The sequence below is a fragment of the Rhodococcus sp. WB1 genome (assembly GCF_001700945.1).
Lineage (GTDB): Bacteria > Actinomycetota > Actinomycetes > Mycobacteriales > Mycobacteriaceae > Rhodococcus > Rhodococcus aetherivorans.
Genome location: NZ_CP015529.1, coordinates 466,363 through 493,191, shown reverse-complemented (window position 1 = coordinate 493,191; position 26,829 = coordinate 466,363). Strand labels below are relative to the sequence as shown.

At 71.3% G+C, this 26,829-nt stretch carries 31 protein-coding genes; 18 read left to right on the top strand and 13 right to left on the bottom strand.

Annotated features, from left to right (window positions below; all coding sequences use genetic code 11):
- Window positions 1–521: 521 nt before the first annotated feature.
- A complete protein-coding gene (locus A4U64_RS02345; RefSeq protein WP_006944211.1) occupies window positions 522–1,415 on the bottom strand; it encodes an IclR family transcriptional regulator in 894 nt (297 codons plus the stop codon).
- Between the two features lie 247 nt (window positions 1,416–1,662).
- Between A4U64_RS02345 and A4U64_RS02340 the strand changes: the two genes are divergently transcribed.
- Both A4U64_RS02340 and A4U64_RS02335 read left to right on the top strand, forming a co-directional pair.
- Window positions 1,663–2,562, top strand: a complete 900-nt coding sequence (locus tag A4U64_RS02340) for a TIGR03619 family F420-dependent LLM class oxidoreductase (RefSeq protein WP_006944207.1) — start codon at window positions 1,663–1,665, stop codon at window positions 2,560–2,562.
- Window positions 2,559–3,038: a nuclear transport factor 2 family protein gene (locus tag A4U64_RS02335; protein WP_029545981.1), complete on the top strand. Its 480-nt coding sequence runs from the start codon at window positions 2,559–2,561 to the stop codon at window positions 3,036–3,038. Before A4U64_RS02340 ends, A4U64_RS02335 begins: the two co-directional genes overlap by 4 nt.
- 66 nt (window positions 3,039–3,104) lie before the next feature.
- Here the strand turns inward: A4U64_RS02335 and A4U64_RS02330 are convergent, their stop codons facing one another.
- The gene (locus A4U64_RS02330; protein WP_006944202.1) at window positions 3,105–4,727 is read right to left on the bottom strand and encodes an acyl-CoA synthetase; all 1,623 of its coding nucleotides are present in this window, start codon (window positions 4,725–4,727) and stop codon (window positions 3,105–3,107) included.
- A gap of 285 nt (window positions 4,728–5,012) precedes the next feature.
- Here A4U64_RS02330 and A4U64_RS02325 point away from each other — a divergent pair, with 285 nt between their 5' ends.
- From A4U64_RS02325 to A4U64_RS02300, 6 genes are all read left to right on the top strand, one after another.
- Window positions 5,013–5,951, top strand: coding sequence for a 3-oxoacyl-ACP reductase (locus tag A4U64_RS02325; RefSeq protein WP_006944199.1), 939 nt, complete (start codon window positions 5,013–5,015; stop codon window positions 5,949–5,951).
- A 16-nt stretch (window positions 5,952–5,967) separates the two neighbouring features.
- Window positions 5,968–6,720 (top strand): SDR family NAD(P)-dependent oxidoreductase, encoded by a 753-nt coding sequence (locus tag A4U64_RS02320; protein WP_006944197.1) that lies wholly within the window; start codon window positions 5,968–5,970, stop codon window positions 6,718–6,720.
- Between the two features lie 195 nt (window positions 6,721–6,915).
- Window positions 6,916–8,055, top strand: a complete 1,140-nt coding sequence (locus A4U64_RS02315; RefSeq protein ID WP_006931588.1) for an oxidoreductase — start codon at window positions 6,916–6,918, stop codon at window positions 8,053–8,055.
- A 44-nt stretch (window positions 8,056–8,099) separates the two neighbouring features.
- Entirely contained in the window at window positions 8,100–8,963 is an 864-nt protein-coding gene (locus tag A4U64_RS02310) for a coniferyl-aldehyde dehydrogenase (RefSeq protein ID WP_029545984.1), read from the top strand.
- Window positions 8,960–9,424, top strand: coding sequence for a nuclear transport factor 2 family protein (locus A4U64_RS02305; protein ID WP_006931591.1), 465 nt, complete (start codon window positions 8,960–8,962; stop codon window positions 9,422–9,424). The genes A4U64_RS02310 and A4U64_RS02305 overlap by 4 nt, the downstream gene beginning before the upstream one ends.
- A 13-nt stretch (window positions 9,425–9,437) precedes the next feature.
- Window positions 9,438–9,962, top strand: coding sequence for a nuclear transport factor 2 family protein (locus A4U64_RS02300; RefSeq protein ID WP_006931593.1), 525 nt, complete (start codon window positions 9,438–9,440; stop codon window positions 9,960–9,962).
- 9 nt (window positions 9,963–9,971) lie between these two features.
- On the opposite strand, the gene A4U64_RS02295 is transcribed toward A4U64_RS02300, so the two are convergent.
- Complete coding sequence (locus A4U64_RS02295; protein WP_044475628.1) at window positions 9,972–10,562, bottom strand: helix-turn-helix domain-containing protein; 591 nt, start codon at window positions 10,560–10,562, stop codon at window positions 9,972–9,974.
- Between the two features lie 49 nt (window positions 10,563–10,611).
- On the opposite strand from A4U64_RS02295, the gene A4U64_RS02290 reads away from it, so the two are divergent.
- The gene (locus A4U64_RS02290) at window positions 10,612–11,451 is read left to right on the top strand and encodes a class I SAM-dependent methyltransferase (RefSeq protein WP_037201157.1); all 840 of its coding nucleotides are present in this window, start codon (window positions 10,612–10,614) and stop codon (window positions 11,449–11,451) included.
- Here A4U64_RS02290 and A4U64_RS02285 read toward each other — a convergent pair.
- From A4U64_RS02285 to A4U64_RS02275, 3 genes are all read right to left on the bottom strand, one after another.
- Window positions 11,448–12,368 carry a TIGR03619 family F420-dependent LLM class oxidoreductase gene (locus A4U64_RS02285; RefSeq protein WP_006931597.1) on the bottom strand — a complete coding sequence of 307 codons (921 nt, stop codon included), beginning with the start codon at window positions 12,366–12,368 and terminating at the stop codon, window positions 11,448–11,450. The two genes, A4U64_RS02290 and A4U64_RS02285, sit on opposite strands and share 4 nt — an antisense overlap.
- 30 nt (window positions 12,369–12,398) lie before the next feature.
- On the bottom strand, window positions 12,399–13,220 hold the full coding sequence (locus A4U64_RS02280; RefSeq protein WP_006931599.1) for an SDR family NAD(P)-dependent oxidoreductase: 822 nt from the start codon (window positions 13,218–13,220) through the stop codon (window positions 12,399–12,401).
- Window positions 13,221–13,308: 88 nt separating this feature from the next.
- The gene (locus A4U64_RS02275; RefSeq protein WP_051359213.1) at window positions 13,309–14,226 is read right to left on the bottom strand and encodes an NAD-dependent epimerase/dehydratase family protein; all 918 of its coding nucleotides are present in this window, start codon (window positions 14,224–14,226) and stop codon (window positions 13,309–13,311) included.
- A gap of 95 nt (window positions 14,227–14,321) precedes the next feature.
- Here A4U64_RS02275 and A4U64_RS02270 point away from each other — a divergent pair, with 95 nt between their 5' ends.
- Entirely contained in the window at window positions 14,322–14,963 is a 642-nt protein-coding gene (locus A4U64_RS02270; RefSeq protein WP_006931603.1) for a ScbR family autoregulator-binding transcription factor, read from the top strand.
- 14 nt (window positions 14,964–14,977) lie between these two features.
- Here A4U64_RS02270 and A4U64_RS02265 read toward each other — a convergent pair whose 3' ends face one another.
- Window positions 14,978–15,916: a ScbA/BarX family gamma-butyrolactone biosynthesis protein gene (locus A4U64_RS02265; protein WP_029545993.1), complete on the bottom strand. Its 939-nt coding sequence runs from the start codon at window positions 15,914–15,916 to the stop codon at window positions 14,978–14,980.
- Window positions 15,917–16,284: 368 nt separating this feature from the next.
- Entirely contained in the window at window positions 16,285–16,599 is a 315-nt protein-coding gene (locus tag A4U64_RS02260) for a helix-turn-helix domain-containing protein (protein WP_029545995.1), read from the bottom strand.
- A gap of 439 nt (window positions 16,600–17,038) precedes the next feature.
- Between A4U64_RS02260 and A4U64_RS02255 the strand changes: the two genes are divergently transcribed.
- The 5 genes from A4U64_RS02255 (at window position 17,039) to A4U64_RS02235 (ending at window position 20,247) form a co-directional block, all read left to right on the top strand.
- Window positions 17,039–17,674, top strand: coding sequence for a TIGR03086 family metal-binding protein (locus A4U64_RS02255; RefSeq protein ID WP_006931609.1), 636 nt, complete (start codon window positions 17,039–17,041; stop codon window positions 17,672–17,674).
- Window positions 17,675–17,799: 125 nt separating this feature from the next.
- Entirely contained in the window at window positions 17,800–18,546 is a 747-nt protein-coding gene (locus A4U64_RS02250) for a pentapeptide repeat-containing protein (RefSeq protein WP_006931611.1), read from the top strand.
- Between the two features lie 112 nt (window positions 18,547–18,658).
- Window positions 18,659–19,000: a hypothetical protein gene (locus A4U64_RS02245; protein WP_230304533.1), complete on the top strand. Its 342-nt coding sequence runs from the start codon at window positions 18,659–18,661 to the stop codon at window positions 18,998–19,000.
- 10 nt (window positions 19,001–19,010) lie between these two features.
- Complete coding sequence (locus A4U64_RS02240) at window positions 19,011–19,682, top strand: dienelactone hydrolase family protein (RefSeq protein WP_043798665.1); 672 nt, start codon at window positions 19,011–19,013, stop codon at window positions 19,680–19,682.
- Window positions 19,683–19,932: 250 nt separating this feature from the next.
- On the top strand, window positions 19,933–20,247 hold the full coding sequence (locus A4U64_RS02235; protein ID WP_006931619.1) for an ANTAR domain-containing protein: 315 nt from the start codon (window positions 19,933–19,935) through the stop codon (window positions 20,245–20,247).
- On the opposite strand, the gene A4U64_RS02230 is transcribed toward A4U64_RS02235, so the two are convergent.
- On the bottom strand, window positions 20,248–21,858 hold the full coding sequence (locus A4U64_RS02230; RefSeq protein ID WP_065922090.1) for a hypothetical protein: 1,611 nt from the start codon (window positions 21,856–21,858) through the stop codon (window positions 20,248–20,250).
- Between the two features lie 95 nt (window positions 21,859–21,953).
- On the opposite strand from A4U64_RS02230, the gene A4U64_RS02225 reads away from it, so the two are divergent.
- Window positions 21,954–22,277 carry a hypothetical protein gene (locus A4U64_RS02225; RefSeq protein ID WP_006931622.1) on the top strand — a complete coding sequence of 108 codons (324 nt, stop codon included), beginning with the start codon at window positions 21,954–21,956 and terminating at the stop codon, window positions 22,275–22,277.
- A gap of 13 nt (window positions 22,278–22,290) precedes the next feature.
- On the opposite strand, the gene A4U64_RS02220 is transcribed toward A4U64_RS02225, so the two are convergent.
- The 3 genes from A4U64_RS02220 to A4U64_RS02210 form a co-directional block, all read right to left on the bottom strand.
- Window positions 22,291–22,995, bottom strand: a complete 705-nt coding sequence (locus A4U64_RS02220) for a hypothetical protein (RefSeq protein WP_232334152.1) — start codon at window positions 22,993–22,995, stop codon at window positions 22,291–22,293.
- Between the two features lie 100 nt (window positions 22,996–23,095).
- Window positions 23,096–24,016 carry an alpha/beta fold hydrolase gene (locus A4U64_RS02215; protein WP_037201162.1) on the bottom strand — a complete coding sequence of 307 codons (921 nt, stop codon included), beginning with the start codon at window positions 24,014–24,016 and terminating at the stop codon, window positions 23,096–23,098.
- Between the two features lie 76 nt (window positions 24,017–24,092).
- Window positions 24,093–24,413: a helix-turn-helix transcriptional regulator gene (locus A4U64_RS02210; RefSeq protein ID WP_029546012.1), complete on the bottom strand. Its 321-nt coding sequence runs from the start codon at window positions 24,411–24,413 to the stop codon at window positions 24,093–24,095.
- 160 nt (window positions 24,414–24,573) lie between these two features.
- Here A4U64_RS02210 and A4U64_RS02205 point away from each other — a divergent pair, with 160 nt between their 5' ends.
- Both A4U64_RS02205 and A4U64_RS02200 read left to right on the top strand, forming a co-directional pair.
- On the top strand, window positions 24,574–24,921 hold the full coding sequence (locus A4U64_RS02205; protein ID WP_198163370.1) for a VOC family protein: 348 nt from the start codon (window positions 24,574–24,576) through the stop codon (window positions 24,919–24,921).
- Between the two features lie 162 nt (window positions 24,922–25,083).
- Window positions 25,084–26,148: a TerC family protein gene (locus A4U64_RS02200; protein ID WP_006931632.1), complete on the top strand. Its 1,065-nt coding sequence runs from the start codon at window positions 25,084–25,086 to the stop codon at window positions 26,146–26,148.
- On the opposite strand, the gene A4U64_RS02195 is transcribed toward A4U64_RS02200, so the two are convergent.
- Complete coding sequence (locus A4U64_RS02195; protein ID WP_029546018.1) at window positions 26,132–26,749, bottom strand: TetR/AcrR family transcriptional regulator; 618 nt, start codon at window positions 26,747–26,749, stop codon at window positions 26,132–26,134. The genes A4U64_RS02200 and A4U64_RS02195 overlap by 17 nt on opposite strands.
- Window positions 26,750–26,829: the final 80 nt, after the last annotated feature.

The following is a 26,829-nucleotide window of genomic DNA, read 5'->3' as shown; positions in this document are numbered from 1 at the left end:
TCCGCTCGAACACCGGTGCAGCGGCGGCAGTGAAGTCGTCGAGCACGGCGGCCATGCGCCTGTGGTGCTCGGCCGACACGGCCTCGGCGATCGCATCCTCGGTCGGGTCGACCGCCCGCTCGCCATGCCCTCGTTGTCCCGCTGTTGCACGGGAACATCGTTGGTCACCACGAGCGCCTCGGAGGGCTCGGTTGCGACCGATCGGATGCGGTGCGGAACTGAGGCGTCGAACCAGCAGGTGTCACCGATCCGCGGCAATGACACCCGCCCGTCCGAAACCGAATTCGAGTGCACCGGCACGGACAGAAGTCGACTGGGAGTGCCGCGGACCGCGGCATACCGTATCGGCTGTTCCGCCGGCGGCCGCAGCCGATCCTCTACATGTTGGGCGCCGGATCACGCGCGCCGACGGTCTGGGTGCAGTCCGCCGGGGGCGGCGCAGGACGCGCCGACGAACCGCTGTCGGCGGTGCCCAGGCCGCGGTCTCGATCAGAGCTGGTGACCGCTGGCGCCGCTGGTCGCTAGAGCCACTGCCCGCTCTGGACCGACAGCAACCGGTCCATCGCGTCCGGGGACCACGTGCTCTCGGGCGGTTCGGGTGCCCTGCGGCCCCGGCGCGGGGCGCCGAGTTCCGGGTAGAGGCTGCGGGAGACCTCCCGGGCGGCATCCACCACGAGGGGCGCGACCCGCTCGAGCTGCGCGGTGCGGGCGTCGCCACACAGCGAGATCGCGGCGACCGGACCGTCGTGCCCGCGCACCGCGACGGCGACGCAGGCAACGCCGCGTACGGACTCGCTGCGCTCGAACGACAGACCGCGCCGCTGCCGGATCCGGCTGAGTTCCTGGTGCAGGGTCGCAAGGTCACCGATGGTGTGCTCGGTGCGGCGGGCCAGGCGCCGCTCGTACAGGTCGTCCACGCGTTCGGGCTCGAGCCACGCGAGCATCGCCTTGCCGCCGGCAGTGGTATACGCCGATGCCCGGCCGCCGACCCGCGAGGGCAGCGCCGCGGCGAAGCGGCCGCCGACCTTGTCGAGGTAGACGCTCTCGGCGCCGTCGAGGACGGCGAGGTGGACCACCATGCCGGTCTGCATGTGCAGCTCGTGCAGGAGCGGCGCCGCCGACGCCCGGATCTCCCCGTGGCCACCGTCCCCGCCGCCGAGACCGAGCGCCCGCCGGCCGAGGCAGTAGCCGAAGGATGCGTGATCGACCCAGTTCAGCTTCACGAGCTGATCGAGGATGCGGTGCACGGTCGAGCGGGGCAGCCGGGTGCGGCACGCCACCTCCTCCAGCGTCAGCCGCGAGGACCGGCCCTCGAACGCGTCGAGGATGAGTGTCATCCGTTCGACCATCGACGGCGGCACGTCGCGCCGCGGGGCGGAGGTAGCTGTCGGTTCCGTTGCTTCGACGACTGCCATCTGCGGCCTCCCGATACATCTGCTCCCGGGGTGGAAGCGGGAAAACTGAAATGAATTCTGAAAGTGTATCAGCTCACTCTCGCCACCAGTAGTGATCGGCGGCGCGAATCTCCCACCTGCGACCCTGACGCGCCTCGCGTCCGCGATCGACCCGGATCCCGCTCATCGGAACGTCGGCCGCGACGGAGCGATGCCGTCCGGTACAACGGACCGACACCCTCCCAGTCCCGGCAGCGGAGAGGCTCGCATGCGCATCGGAATCGTCAGCCCCGTCGTGGTCCAGCACCCCGGCGTGCACTCACCATGGGAACGCGCCGCCGGCGTCGACGACCTCGTCCGGGTGGCCCGGACCGCCGACCGGCTCGGCTTCCACCATCTGACCTGCAGTGAGCACGTCGCCGTGCCGGTGGACATCGCGGACACCCGCGGAGGCACCTACTGGGACCCGCTCGCCACCCTGAGCTATCTCGCCGCCCGGACGCACCGCATCCGGCTCGCCACCCAGGTGCTCGTCCTGGGTTACCACCACCCGCTCGAGATCGCCAAACGCTACGGCACCCTCGACGTCCTCAGCGGCGGCCGGCTGACGCTCGGCCTCGGGGTGGGCAGCCTGCGCGAGGAGTTCGACCTCCTCGGCGCCCCGTTCGACGACCGGGGCGCCCGCGCCGACGACGCCCTGGCCGCGTTGCGCGCCGCGTTGTCCCGACGCCTGCCGGAGTACCACGGGTCCTATTACGAATTCCAGAACCTGCTCGTGGAGCCGCACGCCGTCCAACCCCGCGTCCCGCTGTGGATCGGGGGCCGCACGCTGCGCTCGCTGCGCCGCGCCGTCTCCCACGGCGACGGCTGGGTGCCGTTCGGTCTGCCCCTGCCCGACCTGACCGCGATGCTGGGCCGGGTGGACCTCCCGGCGGGCTTCGACGTCGTCCTCGACACCGGGGCGCCCCTCGACCCGCTGGGCGCGCGCGAGCGCACCGTCCGGTCCCTGGAACGCCGTCGCGAGGCCGGCGCCACCGTCGTGGGGGCGACCGTCGCCGCGACCGGCGTCGAACACTACTGCGAACAACTCGAGTGCCTGCGGGCACTCGGCACCGACCTGGGGCTGGACTTCGCCCCGGCCGAACCGTCCGAACAGGAGACCCGATGACCGACACCGCACAGCTCGTCCAGTCCCTCCTCGCCCGCGTCCAGCTCCTCGAGGACAAGATCGCCGTCCAGGAGATCGTCACCGCCTACGGCCCGGCCGTCGATGCCGGTGACGCCGCCGCGGTGGGCGAATTGTGGACCGAGGACGCCGTCTACGACGTCGACATGCGCACCATGAACGGCCGCGAGGAGATCATGGAGATGGTGCGCACGCGGCCGCACCAGGACTACATCCACGAAGGATGCGGACACCTCCTCGACCCTGTGCACATCCGGGTCGAGGGTGACACTGCCGTGGCCACCTGCCATTCGCAGCTGCTGCGGCACGACGAGAACGGCTTCCGCGTCTGGCGCGTAACGGCCAACCGCTTCGAACTCGTCAAGAACGACGGTCGGTGGCGGATCCGCAAGCGCACCGCACGGGTCCTCGACGGCCGCGACGAAGCGCGCGAGCTGCTCGCCCGAGCCGGCCGCTGACGTGCCCCGAAGACCGGGAACGGCCGGCCCCGGATGTGGGGCCGGCCGCTCCCGTGTCCGACGGCGTCAGGCGTCGACGGTCGCGTTCTCGAGCGTCGCCTTGGCCCACCGATAGTCCGCCTTCCCCGCCGGTGAGCGCATCACCTCGGGAACCGACACGATCGTCTTCGGGATCTTGTACCCGGCGATCAGGGTCCGGCAGTGATCGGCCAGTTCCGTGACCGAGGGCGCTTCCACACCGGGACGGAACTGGACGGCCACCGAGACCCGTTCTCCCAGTAGCGGATCCGGCACTCCAGCCACCACCGCATCGAGGACGGCTGGATGGCTCTTGACGGCCTCCTCGACCTCCTCCGCGTAGACCTTCTCGCCGCCGGTGTTGATGCACGCCGAGCCGCGGCCGAGTACCACGATCGAGCCGTCCGGCTCCACGGTGGCCAGGTCGCCGAGCAGGCACATGCGCACGCCGTCGCGCTCGGGGAACGTCGCCGCGGACTTGTCCGGGTCGTTGTAGTAGCCGAGGGGGACGTGGCCGATGCGCGCGAGGTAGCCGATGGTCTCCGAGCCGGGCTCGACCTCGGCCAGATCCGTATCGACCACCCGTAGCGTCGGCGACGGGGAGATCCGGGCACGGCCGTCCGAACCGACGTCGAGGGTGCCGGTCGCGCCTGCCTCCGACGAGCCGAACGAGTTGCGCAGGTAGACGTTCGGCAGCAGCTCCGCCAGTTGCGCGCGCACACTCGCCGACCACAGCGCCCCGCCGGAACCGATGACCAGCAGCGAACTCAGGTCGAACTCCTTGCCGCGTGCGGCCACCGCGTCGGCCAGCGGCCGGCTGATGGCGTCGCCGACCACCATCACGATCGCGATCCGGTGCCGTTCGATCAGGCGTAGCGCCTCCACCGGCTCGAACGACCGCATCAGCACCTGCTTCGCACCCGTGAACAACCCCATCAGCACCGAATACATCGCAGCCCCGTGCATGAGCGGTGCCGTGACGAGATAGGACATCGGGTGCTCGTTTGCCGCGGCGGCCGCGGCGAGATCGGCAGGGCTGCGGTGCGGTTCGCCGTACGGGTTGCCGCCGGCCAGCGCCGCGAAGTAGAAGTCCTCGTGCCGCCACATCACACCCTTGGGCATGCCCGTCGTGCCGCCGGTGTAGAGGATGTACCGGTCGTCGCCGCTGCGCTCACCGAAATCCCTCTCCGCCGAGGCGCTCTCCGCCGCCTCCGCATACCGCACCACGGTCGCACCCGCACCTGCCGCAGCCTGTTCGAGCGCCGCCGTCTCCGCGCTTCCGACGACGACGATGTGCCGCAGCCGTGAGGTGTGCGGCACGGCCTGCGCCGCGACGTCGGCGAACTCGTCGTCGAGCACGAGTGCCACGAGGTCCGCATCGGTGTAGAGGTGCACGAGCTCGGCACCCACGTAGCGGAAGTTGATGTTCACGGGTACTGCGCGAATCTTCAAACAGCCCAACATGACCTCGAGGAATTCGAGGCTGTTGCGCATGTGCAGGCCCACATGATCACCTGCGGTCACTCCGACGGCCGCGAGGTAATGCGCGACCCGGTTGGCGCGGGCGTCGAACTCGGCGTACGTCCGGGACTCGTCCCCGCAGCTCAGGGCCGTCCGGTCGGGTATCGCATCGACGACGGCCTCGGTGAGGTCGGCCAGGTTCAGAGACATCGCGGGTCCTTCCGGAGTTCGTGGGTGGGCGAGGACGCGCACGCCCACACGATCGTCGCGTGTGTGCCGCGGATCACAGCAGATTCAGTAGAACATATTCCTATTCCTGGATCAACGGCCGGATAGCGACGAACGAGGAGCCAGGCCACCAGCCTGGCTGCAGGATTCGAGGACCGCCTCCCACCCGAGGGACCGCGGTCCGAGAACACCCTTGTGCAAGCAATAGAATGAATACTAGTTTTCAGTCATCGTTCTGCATACCCGCACGGACACAAGGAGCCCACCATGACCCAGAACCTGACCCTCGACGGCCGCGCCGCCGTCGTCACCGGAGCAGGCGCCGGCCTCGGCCGTGCCGAAGCCCTCGCCCTCGCCGACGCCGGGGCCGCCGTCGTCGTCAACGACATGGGTGCCGCCGCCCACGACGTCGTCGACGAGATCCGCGCCGTCGGAGGCCGCGCCGTCGCCGTCACCGGCGACGTCTCGGACTGGGCACTCGGCGAGGAACTCGTCCGCACCGCGGTCACCGAGTTCGGCTCGATGGACATCCTGGTCAACAACGCCGGCATCCTGCGCGACAAGATGATCTTCAACCTGTCCGAGTCGGACTGGGACGACGTGATCCGGGTACACCTCAAGGGCCACGCTGCGACGTCGCGCGCCGCGGCCGTGCACTGGCGGCAGGCTTCGAAGGACGCAAACGGCCCGGTCTACGGCCGCGTCATCAACACCTCCTCCGAGGCGTTCCTGTTCGGCTCGGCCGGGCAGCCCAACTACTCGGCCGCCAAGGCCGGCATCACGGCCCTGACCCTCTCGACCGCCCAGGGCCTGTCGCGGTACGGGGTGCGAGCCAATGCCATCTGCCCCCGCGCCCGCACGGCCATGACGGCGGACGCGTTCGGCGAGAACAACACCGGTGCGTCGGGCCTGGACCCGCTCGCGCCCGAGCGAGTGGCCACCCTGGTCCGGTACCTCGCCTCCCCCGCCTCCGACGAGGTCAACGGCCAGGTCTTCGTCGTGTACGGCAAGATGGTCGCGCTCATGGAAGCACCCAAGGTCGAGCACCGTTTCGACGCCGCCGGTTCCGCGTTCACCGTCGAGGAACTCGGCGGACAGCTGTCGTCCTACTTCTCCGGTCGCGGACCGTACGAGACGTACTCGGCCTACAGTGTGGCCGAACTGGAGAAGGTCGCGCTGGCCACCGGTGAGACCGTCGGCGCCTGAGCGGAAGGACACGGTCGTGAAACTGAGCGGAAAAACCGCCGTCGTGACCGGCGGCGCGGGCGGGATCGGGCGCGCCGTCACCCGGGTGTTCGTCCGCGAGGGCGCGCGCGTGCTGTTCGTCGACGTCGACGACGACCGCGGCCACGCCCTCGAGACCGAACTCGTCGACTCCGGCGGCGAGGCGAAGTTCCTGCAGGCCGACATCTCCCGGCGCGAGAGCGCGGAGCGGATCCGGGACGCCGCCGTGGCGGCGTTCGGAGGCATCCACGTCCTGGTCAACAACGCGCACGCGTCCCGCCAGGCCCCGCTGCTCGAGCACACCGCGGAGATGTTCGACCTGTCGTTCGGCACGGGCTTCTACCCCACCGTGCACCTCATGCAGGCCTGCCACCCGCAGTTGAAGCAGGCCCGCGGGTCCGTCGTCAACTTCGGCTCCGGATCCGCCCTCGACGGCATGCCGACGCAGACGTCGTACGCGGCGGCGAAGGAGGCGATCCGGGCGGTGAGCCGCGTGGCCGCGAACGAGTGGGCGGCCGACGGCATCCGCGTCAACGTCGTGTGCCCGTTCGCCGCCACGGAAGGTGTGCTCGCCTGGCAGCAGGCGTTCCCCGACCGGGCGGCCGCCGCGGCGGCGAAGGTGCCCTTGCAGCGGATCGGCGATCCCGAGACGGACATCGCCCCGGTGGTCGTGTTCCTCGCGTCCGACGATTCGAGGTACATGACGGGCCAGACGCTGATGGCCGACGGCGGCAGCATCAAGTTGCGCTGACGCGGCCGGGGACGCCGGCCCGTTCCTCGATCGCACTGAGTGGGACACCGGGTCGCCGCCGGCCGGACCGCATGGGAATGTGAGCCGCACGGGCCCGCCGGCCGGTGTCGTACCCGGCCGGCGGGCCACTTCCAGACCGTCCCGCCGAGAGGCGGGAGATTCCATACCGTCCTGCCGAGAGAGGTTTTCGACCGCATGGCTTCCTCCTCCCCGCTGTTCCGCCCGCTCCGCGTGCGTTCGCTCGAACTGGCGAACCGCATCGTCATGTCACCCATGACGCGGTCGTACTCGATCGACGGCGTGCCGGGCGACGATGTCGCCGCCTACTACCGCCGGCGGGCCGAGGGCGGGACCGGCCTGATCGTCACCGAGGGGGTGGCCGTCGATCATCCGACGGCCGTGGACAATCCGCGGGTACCCCGCATGCACGGCGCGGCTGCGCTGGCGGGCTGGCGCCGGGTCGTGGACGAGGTGCACGCAGCCGGCGGGCGGATCGTCCCGCAGTTGTGGCACGTCGGGCCGCTGTGGGGCGCGATGAGCGCCGTGGACCCCGCACTGAAGCCCATGCGCCCCTCGGGCAGCTGGGGCACCCCGGGGGTCACCTCGTATTCCGCCGACTACGTCGCGCGGGCGTCGCGCCCGACGGAGGCGATGACCGAGCAGGACATCGCCGACGTGATCTCCGCCTATGCGCGCGCGGCGGCCGCCGCGGCGGAGGTCGGCTTCGACGGGATCGCGCTGCACGGCGGGCACGGCTACCTGCTGGACTCGTTCCTGTGGGAGGGCACCAACACCCGCACCGACGCCTGGGGCGGCGACCTCGAGCGCCGCACCCGGTTTCCCGCTGCGGTGGTCGAGGCCGTGCGCGCCGAGATCGGCGACGACCTGCCCATCGTGTTCCGTTTCTCGCAGCACAAGCAGCAGAACTACACCGCCCGCATCGCCGAGACGCCCGACGAGCTGAAGGTGATCCTCGGTGCTCTCGTCGAGGCCGGGGTCGACATCCTCGATGCGAGCATCCGGCGCTTCGACACGCCCGCCTTCGAGGGCAGCGACCTCTCGCTCGCCGGCTGGGCGAAGCAGCTGACCGGGGTCACGACGATGGCCGTCGGCAGCGTCGGCATCGGCAAGTCGCTGCGGGAGAGCCGGATCAGCGGCTCGGCACCGGTCGACGACAACATCCCCGAGCTCGAACGGCGTCTCGGCAGCGGGGAGTTCGACCTGATCGCCGTCGGCCGGCTGCACCTGGCCGATCCGGCGCTGGCGACCACCCTGCGCGCCGGGGGACCGCTGCCCGCATTCGACCGCGAGATCCACGAAGCGTCGCTGACCTAGCGCCCGGCACGGGCGGGTACGCGGCGGTGACGACAGGAGGCCCCATGGAATCCTCGTTCCCCGAGCAGCTTTCCGCTGTACTCGATCGGCAGCGCCGTGCGCCCGCGACCGCGCCGGCCACCGATCCCGCGCACCGCGTCCGGACCGTCCGCGCGATGATCGACGTGCTCGTGCGGCACCACAAGCCGCTGACCGAGGCGGTCCACGCGGACTTCGACGGTGTGCTGCCGTCGCACGTGGTCATGGACGACATCGTCACCTCCCTGACGGCGCTGCACCGCGTCCGGGAGTCCCTGGAAGGCTGGGGCACCGCCGCCCGTCCCACCTACCGGATCCCCGGACCGTCCGGAGCGCTGTGGCACTGCGGCCCCCACCACGACGCCGGGACGGTGGCCATCCTCGGAACCCGCACCGCTCCCCTGTTCTCGCTGCTGGGGCCGTGGGTCAGCGCGGTCGGCACCGGGCACCGTGCCGTCCTGATGCCGGCGCAGGGCCTGCCGCGCACCGTGCGTGTCCTCTCCGAGGCCGCCGAGTCCATGCTCGACCCCACGGACATCGCGGTGATGATCGGCGTCGGCGAACACGACGATGCGATCACCGCCGACCGGTTCGACCACGTGGTGATCACCGGCGAGCGCGCACCCGCCGGCGCCGGGACGGCGACCGTGCTGCGTCCCGGCGCCGCGCGATCGGTGACACCGCACCGCCGCACGTTCGCCGACGCCCTCGCCGCGACGTATGCCGCGCTGCTCCCCGCCGTCACCGAGAACGCCGGCCTGGTCGTGACCGTCACCGACCATCCGGGCACCTGCCCCGTCCTGCGCTTCACCCGCCCCGGCGCGGCGCCGTCCGGTCAGCGGGACGAGGGACGCGCGCCGGCCGGCGGGCGATGGAGAATGCCGGCATGAGCAGCCCCGTCGAGGACCGCCTCGCCCTCGCGGACGTCGTCGCACGGTATGCCCGCGCCGTCGACCGGCGCGATCCGACCGTGCTGCGCTCGCTGTTCGCCGACGACGCCGAGTTCGTGCAGCCGCCGGGACTGGTCCGTCGCGGGCACGACCCGGTGCTCACCGGAGCAGGGCCGATCGCCGAGGGGGTGCTCGCCGCGGTCGCGCACCTGCACTCCACCCGGCACGTCCTCGGCCAGCATGTGATCGACTTCGACGGCGACCGGGCCCGGGGCGAGCTGTATTGCGAGGCGCACCACGTGTACCCGAGCGGCGACGGATACCGGGACTACACGGTGTCCGTCCGCTACCGGGACGAGTACCGCCGAGTGCCGGACGGGTGGCGCATCGCGCGCCGGGAACTGGTCGTCGACCTCACCGCCGACCGCGAGGTGCGGCTGCTCCGATCCGCTACCGAGTGAAGGGAAAGCCCTTGTGACGCATACGGAACCGGCCCTGACGCTGACCGCCGCGGAACAACTGCTGGCCGTCGAGGAGATCAAGCGGCTCTTCGCCGCGCGGCTTCGCGTGATGGACACCAAGCAATGGGACCTGTATCCCACGCTGCACACCGAGGACGTCGTGAGCGAGACGTGGGGCGGCCTGCCCGAGGACACCCAGCCGCGGACCGGTGATCGCGCCAACCGGGTGGTGGGCCGGGAACCGCTGCGGCGCGCGATCGAGAACCTGCTCGACGGAGGCACGCCGGTCACCAGCGCGCACCACGGTCACACACCCGAGATCACGCTCACCTCCGACACCACGGCCACCGGGATCTGGGCGATGGAGGACCAACTGTGGTGGACGAACGGAGCGGTCGAGGAGCACCTGCACGGCTGGGGCCACTACCACGAGGAGTACCGGAGGGTCGACGGCGTGTGGCTGATCAGCTACCGCGCGCTCACCCGGCTGCGGCAGGTGCACACGCCCGGGTTCTTCGACTTTCTGAAACCGCTGTAGCCGCCGGCGTCACGGCCGCGACGTGCCGTGCTCACCGTGGAGGTGGGCACGCTCTCCGTCGTGGTCGAAGATCGTGAGAATCTCCACCGGACCGTCGTGGGCACCGATCACGTGCGGGACCATCGTCGAGAACGCGGCGGCCTCGCCGGTCCGCACGAGCACGGTCCGCTCGCCCAGCTGCAATCGGGCCGTGCCGGAGAGCACGGTGAACCACTCCCGGCCCGGATGCACCTTCGCCGCACCGGTTCCGGTGGACCGGTCGGGGGTGATACGCATCTTCGCCACCGTCACGCCGTGCAGGGCACGTTCCCGGGACAGCAGCCACGTGGTCACCCCGGGCATGTGCTCGGGCTGCGGCCGGATCACCACGTCCTCGTCCTCGGCGGATTCGACGAGCTGATCGAGCGTGGTGCCCAGGGCCCGGGCAATCGGCACCAGTTGATCCAGAGCGATCCGGCGGTTGCCGGTCTCGATGCGGCTCAGCGTCGACGGGCTGAGCCGGCAGCGGGCCGCCAGCGAATCGAGCGACCAGCCACGGGCCAGTCGCAGGCCGCGGATGCGTCGGCGGATCACGGCGTCCAGATCGAGATCTTGCGTCATACGCAAGATGGTATGCCCTTCACGCATCGAAGTCGCTACCGTGGCAGCCATGACGCACGATCATCAGCCCCCCGGCAGCCGGCACGCACACCACGACCCCGGGCTGGCGGAACTACTGGACCTGGACGCGGAGGTACTGGGCTCGTACCTGGACGAGGTGACCGCGTGGGCCGAGCAGCACGCCCCGCAGGGGCCGCGCACGATCGTCGACGTCGGCGCCGGAACGGGCACGGGCAGCCTGGCGCTCGGGCGCCGCTTCCCCGCCGCCGAGATCGTCGCGGTCGACAGGTCGGCGTCGATGCTCGCACGCGTCCGCGCCGCCGCGGCCGAGCACGGCACGGCCGAGCGGCTCCGGGTCGTGCTCGCCGACCTGGATGCCGCCTGGCCCTCGATCGGTACGGTCGATGTCGCGTGGGCGGCCTCGTCGCTGCACGAGGTCGCCGACCCGGACAGGGTGCTGCGCGACCTCCACGCCGCACTGAATCCCGGTGGCCTGCTGGTGGTCGTCGAGATGGACGAGCTGCCCCGGTTCCTGCCCGACGACGTCGGGCGGGGCAGGCCGGGCCTGGAGCGGCGCTGCCACGAGGCCCTGGCGCGCGCGGGCTGGAACGCGCACCCGGACTGGCGGACCCACCTGGAGCGGGCCGGTTTCGAGGTCACCGCCCAGCGCAGCTTCACCGTGGCGGCGGCGCCGGCACCACCGAGCGCGGCCCGCTACGCACACGCCTACCTGTCCCGCATCCGCGCCGCGCTCGACGGCCGGCTGGCCACCGACGATCTCGAGACCCTCGACGCTCTGCTGGCGCCCGACAGCCCCGACGGTCTGCTGCACCGCGGCGACCTGACGGTCCGTGGCAGCCGCACCGCGTGGGCGGCCCGCCGCCGCTAGAGGGCCGCCTCCCGCAGCACCGTGACGAGCGTCGCGAGCCGGTCCGCGGCCCGGTCCGGATCGGGATGCACCAGGGTCAGCGGCACCATCACGTCGGTGACACCCACGGCGAGAAGCTCCTTCACCGCCTGCGCCGTCGCGGGCACGGCGATCTCGCCGGCCGAGTCGTGGACCACCTGCAGCCGTCCGCGGATCTGCAGGACGTCGGGATCGCGGCCGTCCCGCTCGAGCGCGCCGCGGAGCAGATCGCGGCCCCGGCGCAGCTCGTCCGGGCCGGCACCCATGATGGGAATCCACCCGTCGCCCCACCGGGCGAGCCGGCGGATCACCGGCTTCGACAACGACCCCGAGACCCAGACCGGGATGCGACGGCCGCCGGGACGCGGCGCACAGTACACGTCGGTGAACGCCACGCTCGGGCGCTGCACCGAGGCCGGGGCGTGCTCCCACAGCGCCCGGCAGGCGGCGAGCGTGTCGTCGAGCAGCGGGCCACGATCGGCGAATCTCAGTCCCGCGGCCTCGTATTCCTTATCCTGCCAGCCTGTTCCGACCCCGAGGTCGAGCCGCCCTCCCGACATGTGGTCCAGGGTGGCCGCGGTCTTGGCGAGCACGGCGGCGCCCCGCAGCGCCGCGATGATCACGCCGGTGCCGAGGCGAATCGTGCGGGTCCGGCCGGCGATCACCGCGAGCACGGTCATGGGTTCGAGCCACATCGCATCGGGTTCGGTGGCGAACGGTCCCCACGCGTAACCGGAGGTGTCGGCTCCCATCACGACATGGTCGGTGACGTTCACGCGGTCCACGCCGCATTCCTCGGCCCGGACCGCGACGTCCACGAGGTGGGCGAAGTTGTCGCGGGCCAGCACGTCGCCGAAATTGGGGAGATTGACGCTCAGCGTCGGGGGGAGGAAGTTCACGCGAAAACCCTTCGGGTGTAGAGGATCCGGTCAGGGCGACAGGGGACGATTGGTCCACGAGCCGTCGGCGCGCGGGAACCAGCCGCCGGCCGCGAGGCTGCCACCGTCGACGTGAACGGTGGACCCCGTGACGTAGCGGGAGAGGTCGGAGGCGAGGAACAGGGCCGGTCCGGCGACGTCCTCGGGGCGGCCCGGGCCGCCCAGCGGCGCCCACCCCGGCCAGCGGTGCCGGTCCGCCTCCGGCACGAGCCGCTCGTACGGCACCTGCGGCGTCGCGATCAGGTCGGGCGCGATCGCGTTCACCCGGATGCCGTGCCGGCCGACCTCGACGGCGAGACTGCGGGTGAAGTGCCGCAGCCCGGCCTTGTACGTGCCGTACACGACGTGCCCGGGAATGCCGCGGTGCGCCTCGACCGTGGTGACGTTGACGACGGAGCCGCCCCGGCCGCGGTCGATCATGCCCGGAAGGACGGCGCGGGTCATCCGCAGGGCGTGGTCGAGATTGGCGCGGGCCAGGGCCTCCCATTCGGATTCGTCGGCCTCCGCGAAGGGCGTCGACGGGCGGAGGAAGTCACCGACGTTGTTGACGAGTACGTCCGGGGCATGGCTCGCGGCCTCCGTCGCGACGGCCGGGTCCGCGGCGTCGCCGACGATCGGCACCACGCCGGGAATTCGGGCGGCCAGCCGCTCGGCCGCCCCACGATCGGTGTCGACGAGGACGACGCCGGCACCGTGCTCGGCGAACAGCCGGACGACGGCCGCGCCGATGCCGTTCGCCCCTCCGGTGACGATCGCCGTTCTTCCGGACAGCAGGGGATGCGACGTACTACTCGAAGCCGGAACGGTGGTCACCGTCGCGACGGTAGCTGCCGCGCCCCGAGGCGCCCCGGTCGTTCCCGGTGGCCGGGAACGGGACCGAGCCCGCGCGCCGGGAGGGCCCCTATGGACCGAAGCCAGGGGGCGGCACCCGCAGCCCGGTCTCCCGCCAGATGCGCGCCGCGTCGTAGTAGTGGTCGTGGCCGGCGAGATCTATGTGCCGCTCGGTCAGTCCCCGCTCCGGCGCGACGGCCACGGCCTCGTCGTACCCGAGACTGGTGCGGGGCAGGTCGAATCCGGCGTCGCGGGCGAAGGCCGACGCGAGGGCCCGCACACTCACCGGATCCGGGTGGGCGGCGTGCAGGACATCGCCGCCGGAGCCGGGGCGGGTGCCGCGGACCGCGAGTGCCGCGATCAGGCGGCCGAGATCACCGACCGAGATCACCGACAGCAGGGGGCGGCCGTCCTCGACCCAGGCGCCGAGGCGAGTGAGGATCTGCGCGATGCCGGGCACGAACCAGCGGTCTCCGGGCCCGTAGACGAAGGCGGCCCGCACCACGGTGCCGCCGTAATCACGCACGGCCAGTTCGGCCGCGAGCCGGCTCTCGCTGAGCACCGAGACCGGATTCGGCACGACGGCATCCTCGTCGACACCGCGGTGCGGGCCGGGACCGTAGACCCCGATCGTGCTGACGTAGATCACGTGCGGCCGGTGCTGCCGGGCCGCCGCGGCCAGGAGGTTCCCGGTCCCGGCACGGTTCACCGCGTCGCACGTCTGCGGGTCCGATCCGGTGTAGGAGGCGGCGTGCACGATCACGTCGGCGGCGGCGACCACGGCGTCCAGGGACGACGGTTCGGTCAGGTCCGCCGCGGCCCTCCGCGTCGCGGCGGGGGGCAGCTCGTCCGGCCGTCGCGCGACGGCCGTGCAGGGCACGCCGGACGCCGTGAGCGCCGCGAGCACGGCGCCCCCGACGAAGCCGGTGGCGCCGATCAGCGCGATTCGCAGGGGTTGCGACGAACCTTCGTCGCGGCGGCGGTCCATTACTGTGGGTACCATTCGGCCGGGTGGGGGAAACCCGATGGGGTTCGTCACGATGCACCTCGTCGGAACACAGGGTGGGAACGGAGTGAGGACGGATGGCTCAGCAAGCGCGGGCGGTGGCGACCAGGCAGCAGATCGTTCTCGGCGCGGCCGAGAACTTCGAACGGTCGGGCTACGAGGGCGCGAGCCTCGGCGCGATCGTCGAGAGCTCGGGCATCACCAAGGGCGCCCTCTACTTCCACTTCCGGTCGAAGGACGAACTCGCCCAAGTCGTCATCGAGGAGCAGCATCGCATCTCGATCGCCGCGGTCGAGGCCATCGCGGGCCTCGACATTTCCGCACTCGAGCAGATCGTGATGCTCTCGCACGAGATGGCGCGGCAGATGATCGACGAGCCGATCGTGCGGGCCGGCATCCGCCTGACGCTCGAACTCAGCGCCACCGACGGTCCCACCGGCCCGTACCTGGACTGGATCGCCGCCTGCGAGAAGCTCACCGAGCAGGCGATCGCCCAGGGCGACATCCTCGACACGATCGACGCGGCCATGCTGGCCCGGTTCGTGATCTCCGCCTACAACGGCGTCCAGCTCGTGTCCAACGTCCTCACCCACCGGCAGGATCTCGAACAGCGCCTCGACGAGATGTGGATCCTGTTGCTGCCCGCCGTAATGCCCGCAGACCGCCACGGTGAGATCCCGCGGATCCGTCGGGCCCGCTGGACGCCGCCCGCCGACTGAACGCCACGCGGCGGTCAGCATCGTGACCGATCCGGTGCGAGCCGCACCGTGCCGGTCGCCAGCGCCTCGCCCCACTGCTCGACCGAGGTCCGCACGGTCCACGGATCGTGCGGATCGATCCGCGCCACCACGTTCGCCCGCTCGTCCAGTTCGACGAACCGGTGGTAGGCGGCCTCGATGAGGTCGACGTCGGCGTGTGGGCGGCCGCATGCGGCGCGGGCGCTCTGCCGGAACGCCTCGAGGACGAGCATGCCGGGAACGTGATCGCTGGGGTGGTCGAACAGGACCGGATGACGATCGTCGACCCGCAGGCGCCAGCGGTTCTCGGCGTACTGCGGACCGAGCACGACGTCCAGTGGCCGGGACTGCCCGACGACGGCGGGGGGAATCGCCGGGGGGCAGACGGGATCCCCGATCGTGCGCGGGCCGGTGCCGTTCCAGCGCAGCCGCTGGTAGTCGTCCGGGGTGAGGACGTTCGCCACTCCCTGTCCGGTGCCCACCTGCCGTCCGCCGACGACGAACACCACCGTCAGATCGAACTGGGACAGCAGCCCGCCGCGGTACACCGGGTCCTCCAGGCAGGCGTCGAGGACGACCTCCGCGGCGCCGGTACCGATGGCGAGCGCCTGCACCGCCGCGTCCACCCGCAGGGTCTGCATGACGAACGGATGACCGAGGGGAACGCGATATTGCGTGTGCCCCAAGTAGATCGCCGTCTGGCGCAGGGTCTCGGCGATCAGCATGGTGTCGTATCGGCCGGTTTCGGTCCGGTAGAAGCCGTGCAGCCGTGGCCACTGCGCGCCGAGCAGGAATCGATGGTCGGCGCCGGCGGACGTGCAGTCCGTCAGGAACACCTCCGACACCGATTGCCGGTGGACGTACCGCCTGGGCACCGTCGACTCGAAACCGAGGACGGGACTGTTCCGGGGCACTGCGTCCGCATCCACGGTCATTGTCGCTTCTTTCATTGCAAACCGGCCGGACTGCTTTTATCGAGGGACTATAGACGACCCGGACGAATCGGAGCACGCCCGTGTCCAGTGACTGGATCGGACGCCGGGAACGGCTTTCGTCCCCCGTCGGTCGCTCGGATGAATTCTTCGAATCCAACAAACCGATCGACCGGTTTATGGTAAGGTGTCAGGCAGTCGGGAAACAAATGAAACAAATGAACAGGGTCGGCCGTCGAGCACGCGGAGGGGTGTTCGCGCGGCAGGCCCGAGGTCACAGCACCTCCGCGCCGCCGGGACTATACGAGGGGTAGCCCCTGCGGCGCGGAGGCGTGTCTGCGTTCACATCCCGCCACCCGAACCCGGGTGCCTCACTTGCTCGGAATGCGACTTCGCGCTTCGGCGAGCTGATCCTCGAGGTAGACGATCCGGCACGCCGCGTCCACCGCGGTGCCGCTGTCGACCAGTTCCCGCACCCGCGCGACGAGCCGGAGCTGGTTCCGGGAGTAGCGGCGGTGACCGCCCCCGGAACGGTGCGGCACCACGAGGCCCGTGTCGTCCAGACTGCGGAGGAAGGCAGGAGTGACCCCGAGCGCCGCAGCGGCGCGACCCATGCTGAAGGCGGGGTAGTCGTCGTTGTCGAGTTCGTTGGTGACCGCGGGAGCGCGGTCGGGTGTGGGATCCACGTGCCCTTCGTTGCTACGAGAGGGAACCCCGGCACATGGGGCGCCGGGGTTCGTGACGGTTACGACAGTGCCGGCCTCGACCGGCACGAGGAAATGACATACATGAGTTCGCAATCCCGAGGGATACGCATCACCAGCCTCTCGCTCTGCTCTCCGGTGGCGACGTGGTCGGCCTCCGCAGAGTCCGCCCGTCGCGTCGTCGGGGCGGAGCCGCAGAACCGAGTGCGGCTCCGCCCCCTCTGCAACTTCCCCGGCAACCCGTCGGTTGCCCCTCTTCCGGATCCTTCGCGTTGACGTCCTCGATGTTATCGGCCTCGATGCCGAAAGTCTACTGTTTCGACTGTAGATTTTCTCGTCGCGTCGAGACGTCCGGAACGGCCGGCCGAACCTGTCGGACCGGTGCGGCACCATGAGCACACCGCCGCCGGAAGGAACGCTCATGACCGAGATCCTCGACCTGGCACCGGCCGCCCACGAGATGGCACGGCTCGTCGGCGCGCTCACGCACGAACAACTCGCCCGTCCCACCCCGTGCGCCGGCACCACAATCGGGGACCTGGTGGATCACGTGGGCGGGCTGTCCCTGGCATTCACCGCCGCCGCCGGGAAAGCCGTCGGCGACCACACCGGGCAGGGACCGTCCGCCGACGCGTCCCGGCTCGGCGACGACTGGCGCACCAGGATCCCCGGGCAGGTCCTCGCCCTCGCCGAGGCGTGGCGCGATCCCGGCGCATGGACCGGAACCACCCAGGCCGGCGGCATCGATCTGCCCGGTCACGTCGCGGGGATCGTGGCGCTCGACGAACTCGTGATCCACGGCTGGGACATCGCCACCGCCAGCGGCCGGAGGTTCTCCTGCGATCCCGCCGCGCTGGCCGCGTGCCTGTCGTTCGTCGCCGCGACCACCGACGAGGAACGCGCGTCCGGCGGGCTCTTCGGGCCGGCGGTCGCGGTTCCCGACGACGCCCCGGACCTCGATCGTCTGATCGGACTCAGCGGGCGTGACCCGTCGTGGCGGCCACCGCCCGGCCCCTCGGGCCGCCCACCGCGGGCCCCGGAGGGCGGGCCGGGCTAGGCTCGGCCGGCCACCGGCTGCGCCCCCGCCCACCGAAAGGAACGTGAGCCTTGTCCGAGACGGACCGCCGCCCTCCCCGTCCGGACCTTCTGGCCGACTGCGGCAGTTGCTTCGGTTTGTGTTGTGTGGCTCTGCCTTTCGCCGCGTCGACCGATTTCGCGATCGACAAGGAGGCGGGCCGGCCCTGCCCGAACCTGCGGGACGACTTCCGCTGCGGCATCCACCGGGACCTGCGGCGCAAGGGGTTCACCGGGTGCACCGTCTACGACTGTTTCGGCGCCGGCCAGAAGGTCTCACAGGTCACGTTCGGCGGCGCGGACTGGCGTCGCGCGCCGCAGACCGCCCGGCGGATGTTCGACGTCTTTCCCGTCGTGCGCCAACTGCACGAGCTGCTCTGGTATCTCGACGAGGCGGTGTCCCTGCCCACCTCCGGGCCGCTCCGCGCGGACCTGCGCGGTGCGCGTGCCGCGACCGACCGGCTGACCCGCGGCGACGCCGACGCCCTCGCCGGACTCGACGTCGCGGCGCACCGGCAGGAGATCAATGCCCTGCTGTTGCGCGCGAGCGAACTCGCCCGGGCCGCCGTGCCCGGCCGGAGGAAGAACCGCCGCGGCGCGGACCTGCTCGGCGCGAAGCTCCGGCGCGCCGACCTGCACGGTGCGAACCTGCGCGGCGCCCTCCTCGTCGCCGCGGACCTGCGCGAGGCGGACCTGCGCCGGGCCGACCTCATCGGCGCCGACCTGAGGGACGCCGACCTGCGCGGCGCCGACCTCACCGGATGCCTGTTCCTCGTCCAGTCACAGGTCGATTCCGCCCGGGGCGACGCACGTACCCGGCTGCCCGCCACAGTGGCCACACCCGAGCACTGGTAGCGCAACGGGCGAATCGGGCCCGTTGCTCGCGAAAGCCCTCGATCCGGCCGCGATCGGGTGTGCAATAGGTCCCATGAACATCCCCGACCTCCTTCCCACAGACCGCCGCCGGATGGCTCGTGCTGCCGTGGATTCGTTGGGCAGCCAGCGCAGCGACCACGCCCTCGTACGCGTGAAGTGCCCCGCCAGCCACAACGTCGCCACCGTCTACCGCACCCCGGAGGGGCCGGTGCTCGTCGCCGGCGGTGGTCCGACGGCGCACGGCAATCGCGACCGGTCCGAGACCGCGCACCACGGCGGATCCCTCGGGTCCGAGTTCGTCGACACCCTCGAGGCGACCCAGTTCGAGGACGACGACGTGCCCGCGCGCTGCGCGTGCGGTCCGCACACCCTCTCGCGCCAGGACCTGCAGGCCGCGGTCCGCTCGCACACCCGCACCGTCACCCTGGCCTGAGCCGGACCCGATGAGCACCGCCGACAGCCGGCGCGAGCGCGGCGTCGATTCCGGCGGCCGGGACGTCGAGCTGGAGCTTCGCGACGTGAGCCTGGCCGGCACCCTGACCGTCCCCGCCGGATCGGACGGCCTGGTGATCTTCGTGCACGGCAGCGGCAGCAGCCGGTTCAGCCCGCGCAACCGGTACGTCGCCGGGGAACTGAACGCCGCCGGCCTGGGCACGTTGCTGTTCGACCTGCTGACCGCCGGCGAGGAGGGCGACCGCGCCCTCGTCTTCGACATCGAACTGCTCGCGAGCCGGCTCGGCGAGGTGACCGATCTCGTCCGCGCGGAAGCCGAGTGGATCGGCTACTTCGGGGCCAGCACCGGCGCCGCCGCGGCGCTGTGGGCCGCCGCCGATCCGGACCGGGAGATCGCCGCCGTCGTCTCCCGCGGCGGGCGACCCGATCTGGCGATGCCCCGGCTCGGCCGGGTCCGCGCCCCCACGCTCATGCTGGTCGGCGGCCTGGATCGCATGGTGATCGAACTGAACCGGCAGGCCGCCGCGGCCATGCGGTGCGAACACGAACTGCGGATCGTGCGCGGGGCGACGCACCTGTTCGAGGAACCCGGCACGCTCGAGGTCGTGGCACAGCAAGCGCGGGACTGGTTCCTCGATCACCGCCCGGCGCCTCCGGCCTGACCGGCGCGCAACATACACGGCGTCGGATCTCTCTGCCGCTCCGGGGAATTCGGACATCGAAGACGGAACGCCCGGGGGCACCGCACCGACTCACCGGCCTGCGCTGGGCAAACACGGGTACGGTGGACACGACGGCACAGTCCTCGTACTGTGACGGAGGACACAAACTCGGGTAACTGCCGAACCGGCGGGGTACCCGCACTACAACGAGTTGACACACGCCCAGTGGCGACACCTCAGAGGCGGACAATTGACGATCGAAGCACACCGTGACATCCCCGCGGTACGACGCCTGACGGCACTCGACACCGCGCAGGCTCTTCTCCGCTCCGCAAGGGGCCGTTCCTACACCGAGGACCAGGCGTTCGACGAACTGCTCGACGCCTCGATGCGCTTCCACGTCGACATCGTCGACCTGTGCGAAGCCCTCACCGACCTGGCCACCGGTCCCGGCACCGTCCAGGGACTCCGACGTACCGTCCACGGACACCGGCGCGCCCACACCGTCGCGGCCGAACTGTGGGGCCCGCTGCTCGACCGGAGGACCGCCCCCGCCGAGAACTGATCACCGGAAGCGGATGCTCAGCGTGCGCCGGACGAGGTCACCGATCTCGTCCGCCCACGCGAGGATGCCGAGCGTCGAGTCGATGTTCCCCGGCGGCGTCCGTACCAGGGTGTCCCTGCGGATCAACCGCTCGAAGTCCACGGTCACCGGATCCGGGCGCACCCCGCCGTTGCCGTGGTGGAACTGCACCCCGGCGCGGCGCATCACGTTGATCAGCTCCTGCGCGAGGATCCCGTTCGCGACCGTCGTCGGATGCACGCCGTCGAGGGAGAACAGCCCGCCCGCGGCCCGGCCCCCACGACCGTCGGCCGTCAGGAACCGCGAGTCCGGCACGGGGTCGAGCGCGGCGAGTGCGGACGGGAGCGGGTACGGGGTCCACCACGCCGGGCGGGCACCGACATCGGTGACGAAGCGCCGCGATGCGAGGCGCTCGAGCAGGCCGGCCACGTCCAGCAGATACCAGTCCCGGGCCGGGCCGTGCACCCCGGAACGAGCGTCGGCGACCGACTGCTCGATGCGGTCGTTGTACAGGTCGATCGCGACGTCCACCGCGTACGCGCCGGCACCCGTGATGTGCTCGTCCTGAGCCGGGTCGAACCGCGCCTCCTCGATCCACGGCCGGGTGTAGTACGGGAAATAGGGCGACCCCGGTTCCATCTTGCGTCCGAGTCCCTTCGCGATCGGCGCGATGGTGACGTGGGGAATCGTGCACCACACGACGTGCCGCGCCCGGATCGCCGTCACCCGCTCGACCACCTCCGCGAACTCGGCCGCGAAGTGCTCGGGCCGCCAGATGGTGTAGGCGTCCTTCGCGGTGAGGTCGCGAAAGTCCGGACCGCTCCATGCGATGCGCAGGTCTGTGACCGTGCCGAGCGCGTTGTTGGAGCCGAGGAACACCACCAGCGTCTCGATCCCGGACTCGGTCGTGTCGTCGTGGTCGTCGCCGAGCGCCGCGGCCGCGTCGAACAACGTCATCGCCTTCGCCCCGTCGCTCCAGCGCGGATACACCCGCAACGCGGCGCGCTCCCCGTTGTTCTGCACGATCTGGTCGAGCAGGTCGTCGTTCGGTGCGGCGATCGCCGCCTCGCACGTCGCGGCCGTCTTGCTCAGGGCGTCGCGCAGGTCCCAGCCGAAACAGGACAGGTTGTGCTGGTATGCCGCCGGCAGCGGCGGCTCCCGACCGGGCCCGCGCTCCCAGTAGTCCTCCACCTGGTCCATGAACGCGCGGACGGCGAACAGCGCGAGCGGGGTCTCCCACATGTTCACCGACGGCCCGAAGCGTCGCTCGAGATCGCGCAGGAGCAGCTCGATGTTGAGCGGCAACCCGCCCGGACCGCCGTAGCGCGGGTAGCGGAACCGGCGGAGCCAGCCGAGTTCGTGGGCGACGATCGCGGGGACCGAGACGTCGGTGTGGAAGACGGCGCCGCTCTGGAACCCCTGCAGCACCGAGTCGCCGATCGCGACGAGCCGGTGCGGGGGCACCCCCTTGGTGTCGACCCGCACGTCGCGGCCGAGCGCCGGATCCGACACCGGTACCCGGGGGGCGGACGCCGCGCGCACCCGCACGTCCGCGGGTGTGCCGTCCGGGAGATCCATCGGAGTCACCGGCATTTCGTCCTCCCCCGGGCCGCGCGTGCGCCTGCTCCGAGCGTGAGCCGCGCGCGGTGGGTTGTCAACGACCCGGCCGGCGACCAATTCTGTAGGGCATGGCTACCGACGAGGACTTCGCGCACACCGACGAGGCAGCCCGCAATCGGCGGGAGAAGGCGCTCGTCCTCGCCCGGTTCGCCTGGAATCGCGGCATCACCGCGGACGAGCTGCTGGCCCTGAGCGACGACGTGCGCCGGAAGCTGGCCCGGGCCGCCGGAGCGCACCCGCCGCGCACGATGGAGACGTGGGCGCTCGTCGCGCGGCTGCTCACCGAGAAGTCGGCGTGGGCCGCGCAGCATCCCGGCCATCCCGCAGCCGCCCCCACCGCCGCGGACGAGAAGATCATGTGGGTGAAGAAGCCGCCGCGCCGGTGGCTGTGAGCCCCCCGGACCCTCACGCGCCGAGCGGGTCGAACGCGTACGACACGGCCGGCACCTGCATCGCGAACCGGACGAGGTGACCCTCGCGCGCGGCGCAGACGCTCCCGGCACCGCCGGGCAGGGGTGGCAGCGCGACGTCGCGTGGTGGGAGCAGCCGTCCCGGCACCGGCACGCCGTAGCAGCGGGCGTCGCCCAGCTCGATCCGGGCCACGCCGTCCGTGACGGTGACGTCGACGAGCGCGGTGAGCCGGCGGCGGCGATGCGTCGCGCGGATCGATCCGTCGCGGTCGAGGGCGAGAACCCAGGCGTGGCCGAGGGAGTTGAGCCAGTCGAGCACGGTGCCGACGCCGCTGGTGCCGTGCACGTCGAGGCGGTGTGCGCTGAGCCGGGTGCGGAGCCCGGGGACGACACGCACCCCGTGCGCCACCACGGTCACCTCGTCCACCCGGCGCCCGCCCCAGTCGACCGCCGCGAGCTCGACCCGGGACTGCAGGTGCGCGCGGCGACGGCGCACCTGCACCGACCGCACCGTCGCCCGCACCGGCACGCCGTGCACGTCCGTCGCGACGGTGCGTCCGACGTATCGGTGCGTCAGGCCCAGAGCGAGCGCGGTGACGATCACGTCCGGGACCAGGGCGGTCGTCGTGCCGGCGGCGAGGTCGGCGAGCGGCTCCACCCAGCGGGTGGCCCACCCGTCCGCTTCGACGCCGGTGTCCATCCGGACATCATGCCCTCTCCGGCGCCGTGCGCCCCGCCTCGGCCGAATGTGACACGCGTTCAATGTGATCGAACCTGTGTGACATTCGGCCACCGCGGAGTCAGCGGTCGGCGTCGTCCCAGATCCGCAGGATGGTCGAGAGGATGTCCTCGGACACGCCCAGGCCGCCGAGGTGGCTCTCGCCGGGCAGGTGGTGGAACTGGGCGTCGGGCAGCCGGCCCACCACATGCAGGCCGTGTTCCATGGGGACGATGTGGTCCGTGTCGCCGTGCCACCACCGGACCGGCACCTTGACGTCCTCGAGACGGAAACCCCAGTCCCGGGCGAACGCCACGATATCGGCGAAGGGCGCGGCCATCTGCTTGCGGCTGCCGTTGAGCAGATCGTCGAGGAACATCGCCTTGAACTCGGGGCGGGCCAGCAACTGCCGGTCGGCCTCGGGCGAGAGCCACCCGTACATGTCGATGAGCGGCGACGCGAACGGCCGCACGACCCGGATCATCGACGTCACGCCCATGCCGATGGGGACACCCCAGACGGTGAGCAGCGGCGCGACCATTGTGCCCAACCGCATCAGGCCGCCGCTGATCGCGTCGGGCCCGACGACGGGCGCAACGCCCCCGAGCACCGCGGCGGCCACGACCCGCTCGGGCATCGCATGCGCCGCGGCGAGGGTGTAGGGGCCGCCGCCGGAGAGTCCGACGACCGCCATCCGGTCCACGCCGAGAGTGTCCGCGACGATGCGCAGGTCGTCCGCGAAGGCGAGGACGTTCTCGTAGCGGTGCGGACTCGACGAGCCGATGCCGGGGCGGTCGAGGCCGATGAGCCGTACGTGCTCGCGCTCGGCGTAGCTGCGTGCCTCGACGGGGATCTGCCGACGCGCCCCGGGGGTGCCGTGCAGCCAGAACACCGCCCGGCCCTGGGCCGATCCGAACTCGGCGAAGCCGATCCGGCGGCCGCCCCCGACCGCGACGGAACCTTCCAGCTTGGGACGTTCGACGTCGATCATAGGCGCCAGCATGCCACGTGGCTGCGGTCACACGACGCAGGTGTCCGTGACAGCGCGGGCCGGGCATCCCCGGCGACGGGCCCCGCGCTCAGCGCAGCGCGTCGATCAGCTCGCCGACGGTGTGTGCGGATTCGAGCGGATGACGGAGGCGCCCGGCCGGATTCACCGAGTAGAGGTTGCGGCGGCCCGCGCGGGTGCGGGTCAGGTAGCCGCCGTCGACCAGGTCGGCGAGGATCGTCTGCACGGACCGCTCGGTGATCCCGATCCGCTGCGCGAGTTCGCGGACGGTGGGCTGTCCGCCTCCGGCGACACACAGCAGTACGTGCGCGTGGTTGGTCAGGAACGTCCAGCCCCGGGCACGGTCCTCGTCGCCGGCGGGCGGCGTTCCGGGGCGGGCGGAGGAGGTCACCCGCACACCATAGGGCACCGCGGTTTCCGGTATCGCGCTTCGCGCTCGGGCCGCGGCCGCATCCCTGGTGCGCCCGGGCGGCCCCGGGTAGGGTTCGCCGGGTGAACACCGGGCCGGCACTACGCCACTCACGGATCGGCGACCCGGTGGAGGTCTGAGCGTGGACCGCAACGAGTCGGCGCGGTTCTTCCGTGAACTGCTGGAACTGTCGGAAGCACCGTCCTGGGGCCCGTTCACCAACATCCAGCTCGACGACGGCGTACTGCTGCAGTTCGCCGAGCCCCCGGTGGAGATCCAGATGCAGCACTACGCGTTCATGGTCGACGACGACCTCTTCGACCGGGCGTATCGGCGGCTGTGCGACGCCGGCATCGAGCACTGGGCCGATCCGCAGATGCGCCGCCCCGGCGAAACGAACACGGGGCACGGCGGGCGCGGGGTCTATTTCAGGGACCCGGCCGGTCACGCGATCGAGCTGCTCACCGGCCCCTACCTCCCGATCCCTTGACAGCTAACCGGAAATACTATTCACTAATTACAGTTCGCGAAAGGGAGTATCCCTCCGCGCTTCGTCGTCAACTCGGGGGCCGTCCGCCGGCCCCCCGGCGGAGCGGGCTCGGTTCGAGCCGGGAAAGACTTTCGGCCGTTTCGAGGCTGAGAGGTGGTCCCGATGACCGTTCCGTTGTGGTTGTGGGCGGCGGTACTCGCCGCGATCGTGGCGATGCTGGCGGTGGATCTGTTCGCGCACCGCCGCGCGCACGTGATCGGCGTGCGCGAGGCCGCAGGCTGGTCGCTGTTCTGGGTCGGCACCGGCGTCGGATTCGGCGCGCTGATCTGGTGGCAGTACGGCTCGGAGTTCGGCCAGCAGTACTTCTCCGGCTACCTGATCGAGAAGTCGCTCGCCGTCGACAACGTCTTCGTCTGGGCGATCATCCTGACGTACTTCGCCGTGCCGCGTGAGTACCAGCACCGGGTCCTGTTCCTCGGTGTGCTCGGCGCCCTGGTGTTCCGGGGTCTGTTCATCGCGGCGGGCTCGGTCCTCATCGCGAGCTTCGGCTGGATCCTCTACCTGTTCGCGGCGTTCCTGCTCTACACCGGCTACCGGATGATCCGGCAGCGCGACGAGCACCTCGACCCCGAGAAGTCCCGCGCGCTGCGGCTGTTCCGCCGCCACGTACCGATGACCGACGCCTACCACGGACAGAAGTTCCTCGTCCGCCGCGGTGGTGCGCTGCTGGCCACCCCCCTGCTCGCGGTGCTGGTGCTCATCGAGATCACCGACATCGTCTTCGCGGTCGACTCGATCCCCGCGATCTTCGCGGTCACGGACGTGCCGTTCCTCGTCTTCACCGCCAACGCGTTCGCGGTGCTGGGCCTGCGAGCGATGTACTTCCTGCTCGCCGACCTGATCCACCGCTTCGTGTACCTGAAGATCGGGCTGGCGCTGGTGCTGATGTGGGTCGGCGTCAAGATGCTGCTGAAGATCGACGTGTTCTACGTGCCGACACCGATCTCGCTCGCCGTCGTCGCCACGATCCTGACCGTGTCGATCGTCGCGAGCCTGCGCGCCACGCGCGGCCAGGGCCGTCGCAGCCTCGCGGCGCCCGCGACCCCGCCGTTCCGGGTGGCCACAGCCGAGGAGACCGCGGCGCTCGAACCCGTGTGGCGGCTGCCGGGCAGCCGGCGCCGCGCGGCGCGGCCCGAGCGCGACGACAGCCTCAGCGGTGGGCGGTGAACGTGTACTGGCGAGTCGCCGCCTCGACGATCTGATCGGGGGTCACGTCGATCTCGCCGCCGAGCCACGCGGTCATGAGCTCGGCGAGGCCCCCGACGAACAGCAGCGCGGCGATCTGGTCGTGGGGCGGCTGCAGCGCGCGGTCGCCCCACAGCTCGCGGGATTCGATCGCGACGAGGTCCGCGAACTGGCGCAGCAGTTCCCGGCGACGGGTGCGCAAGGGCTCGGCGGCCGCGGACTCGACGACGGCGACCCGGCCCTTGCGCGGATCGTCGGTGAGGACCGCGACGAACGCGGCGATGGCGGCGCGGGCCCGCTCCTCGGGGCCGCGCTCGGATTCGGCGAGTGCCGTCAGCGCGCGCTCGCGGATCTCGTCGGCGATCCGCTCGACGACGCACACGAGCAGCTCGTCCCGGCCGGAGAAGCTCTCGTAGAAGTACCGCTCGGTGAGCCCGGCCTCCTGGCAGATCGCGGTCATGGTGGCACGGTCACCGCCCTCGCGGCCGAACACCGTCAGGCCGGCCGCGAGCAACTGCTCACGGCGGTCGGCGGTGCGCTGCTCGGCGCTCTTTCCGCGGTACTGACGACTGGGCCTGCCCATAGTCGAATCTTGACAGATCGCCGCCTGTGATCCACGCTACTGTCAATTGACAGAGCTTCATGTCAGATACGGTCCGACGA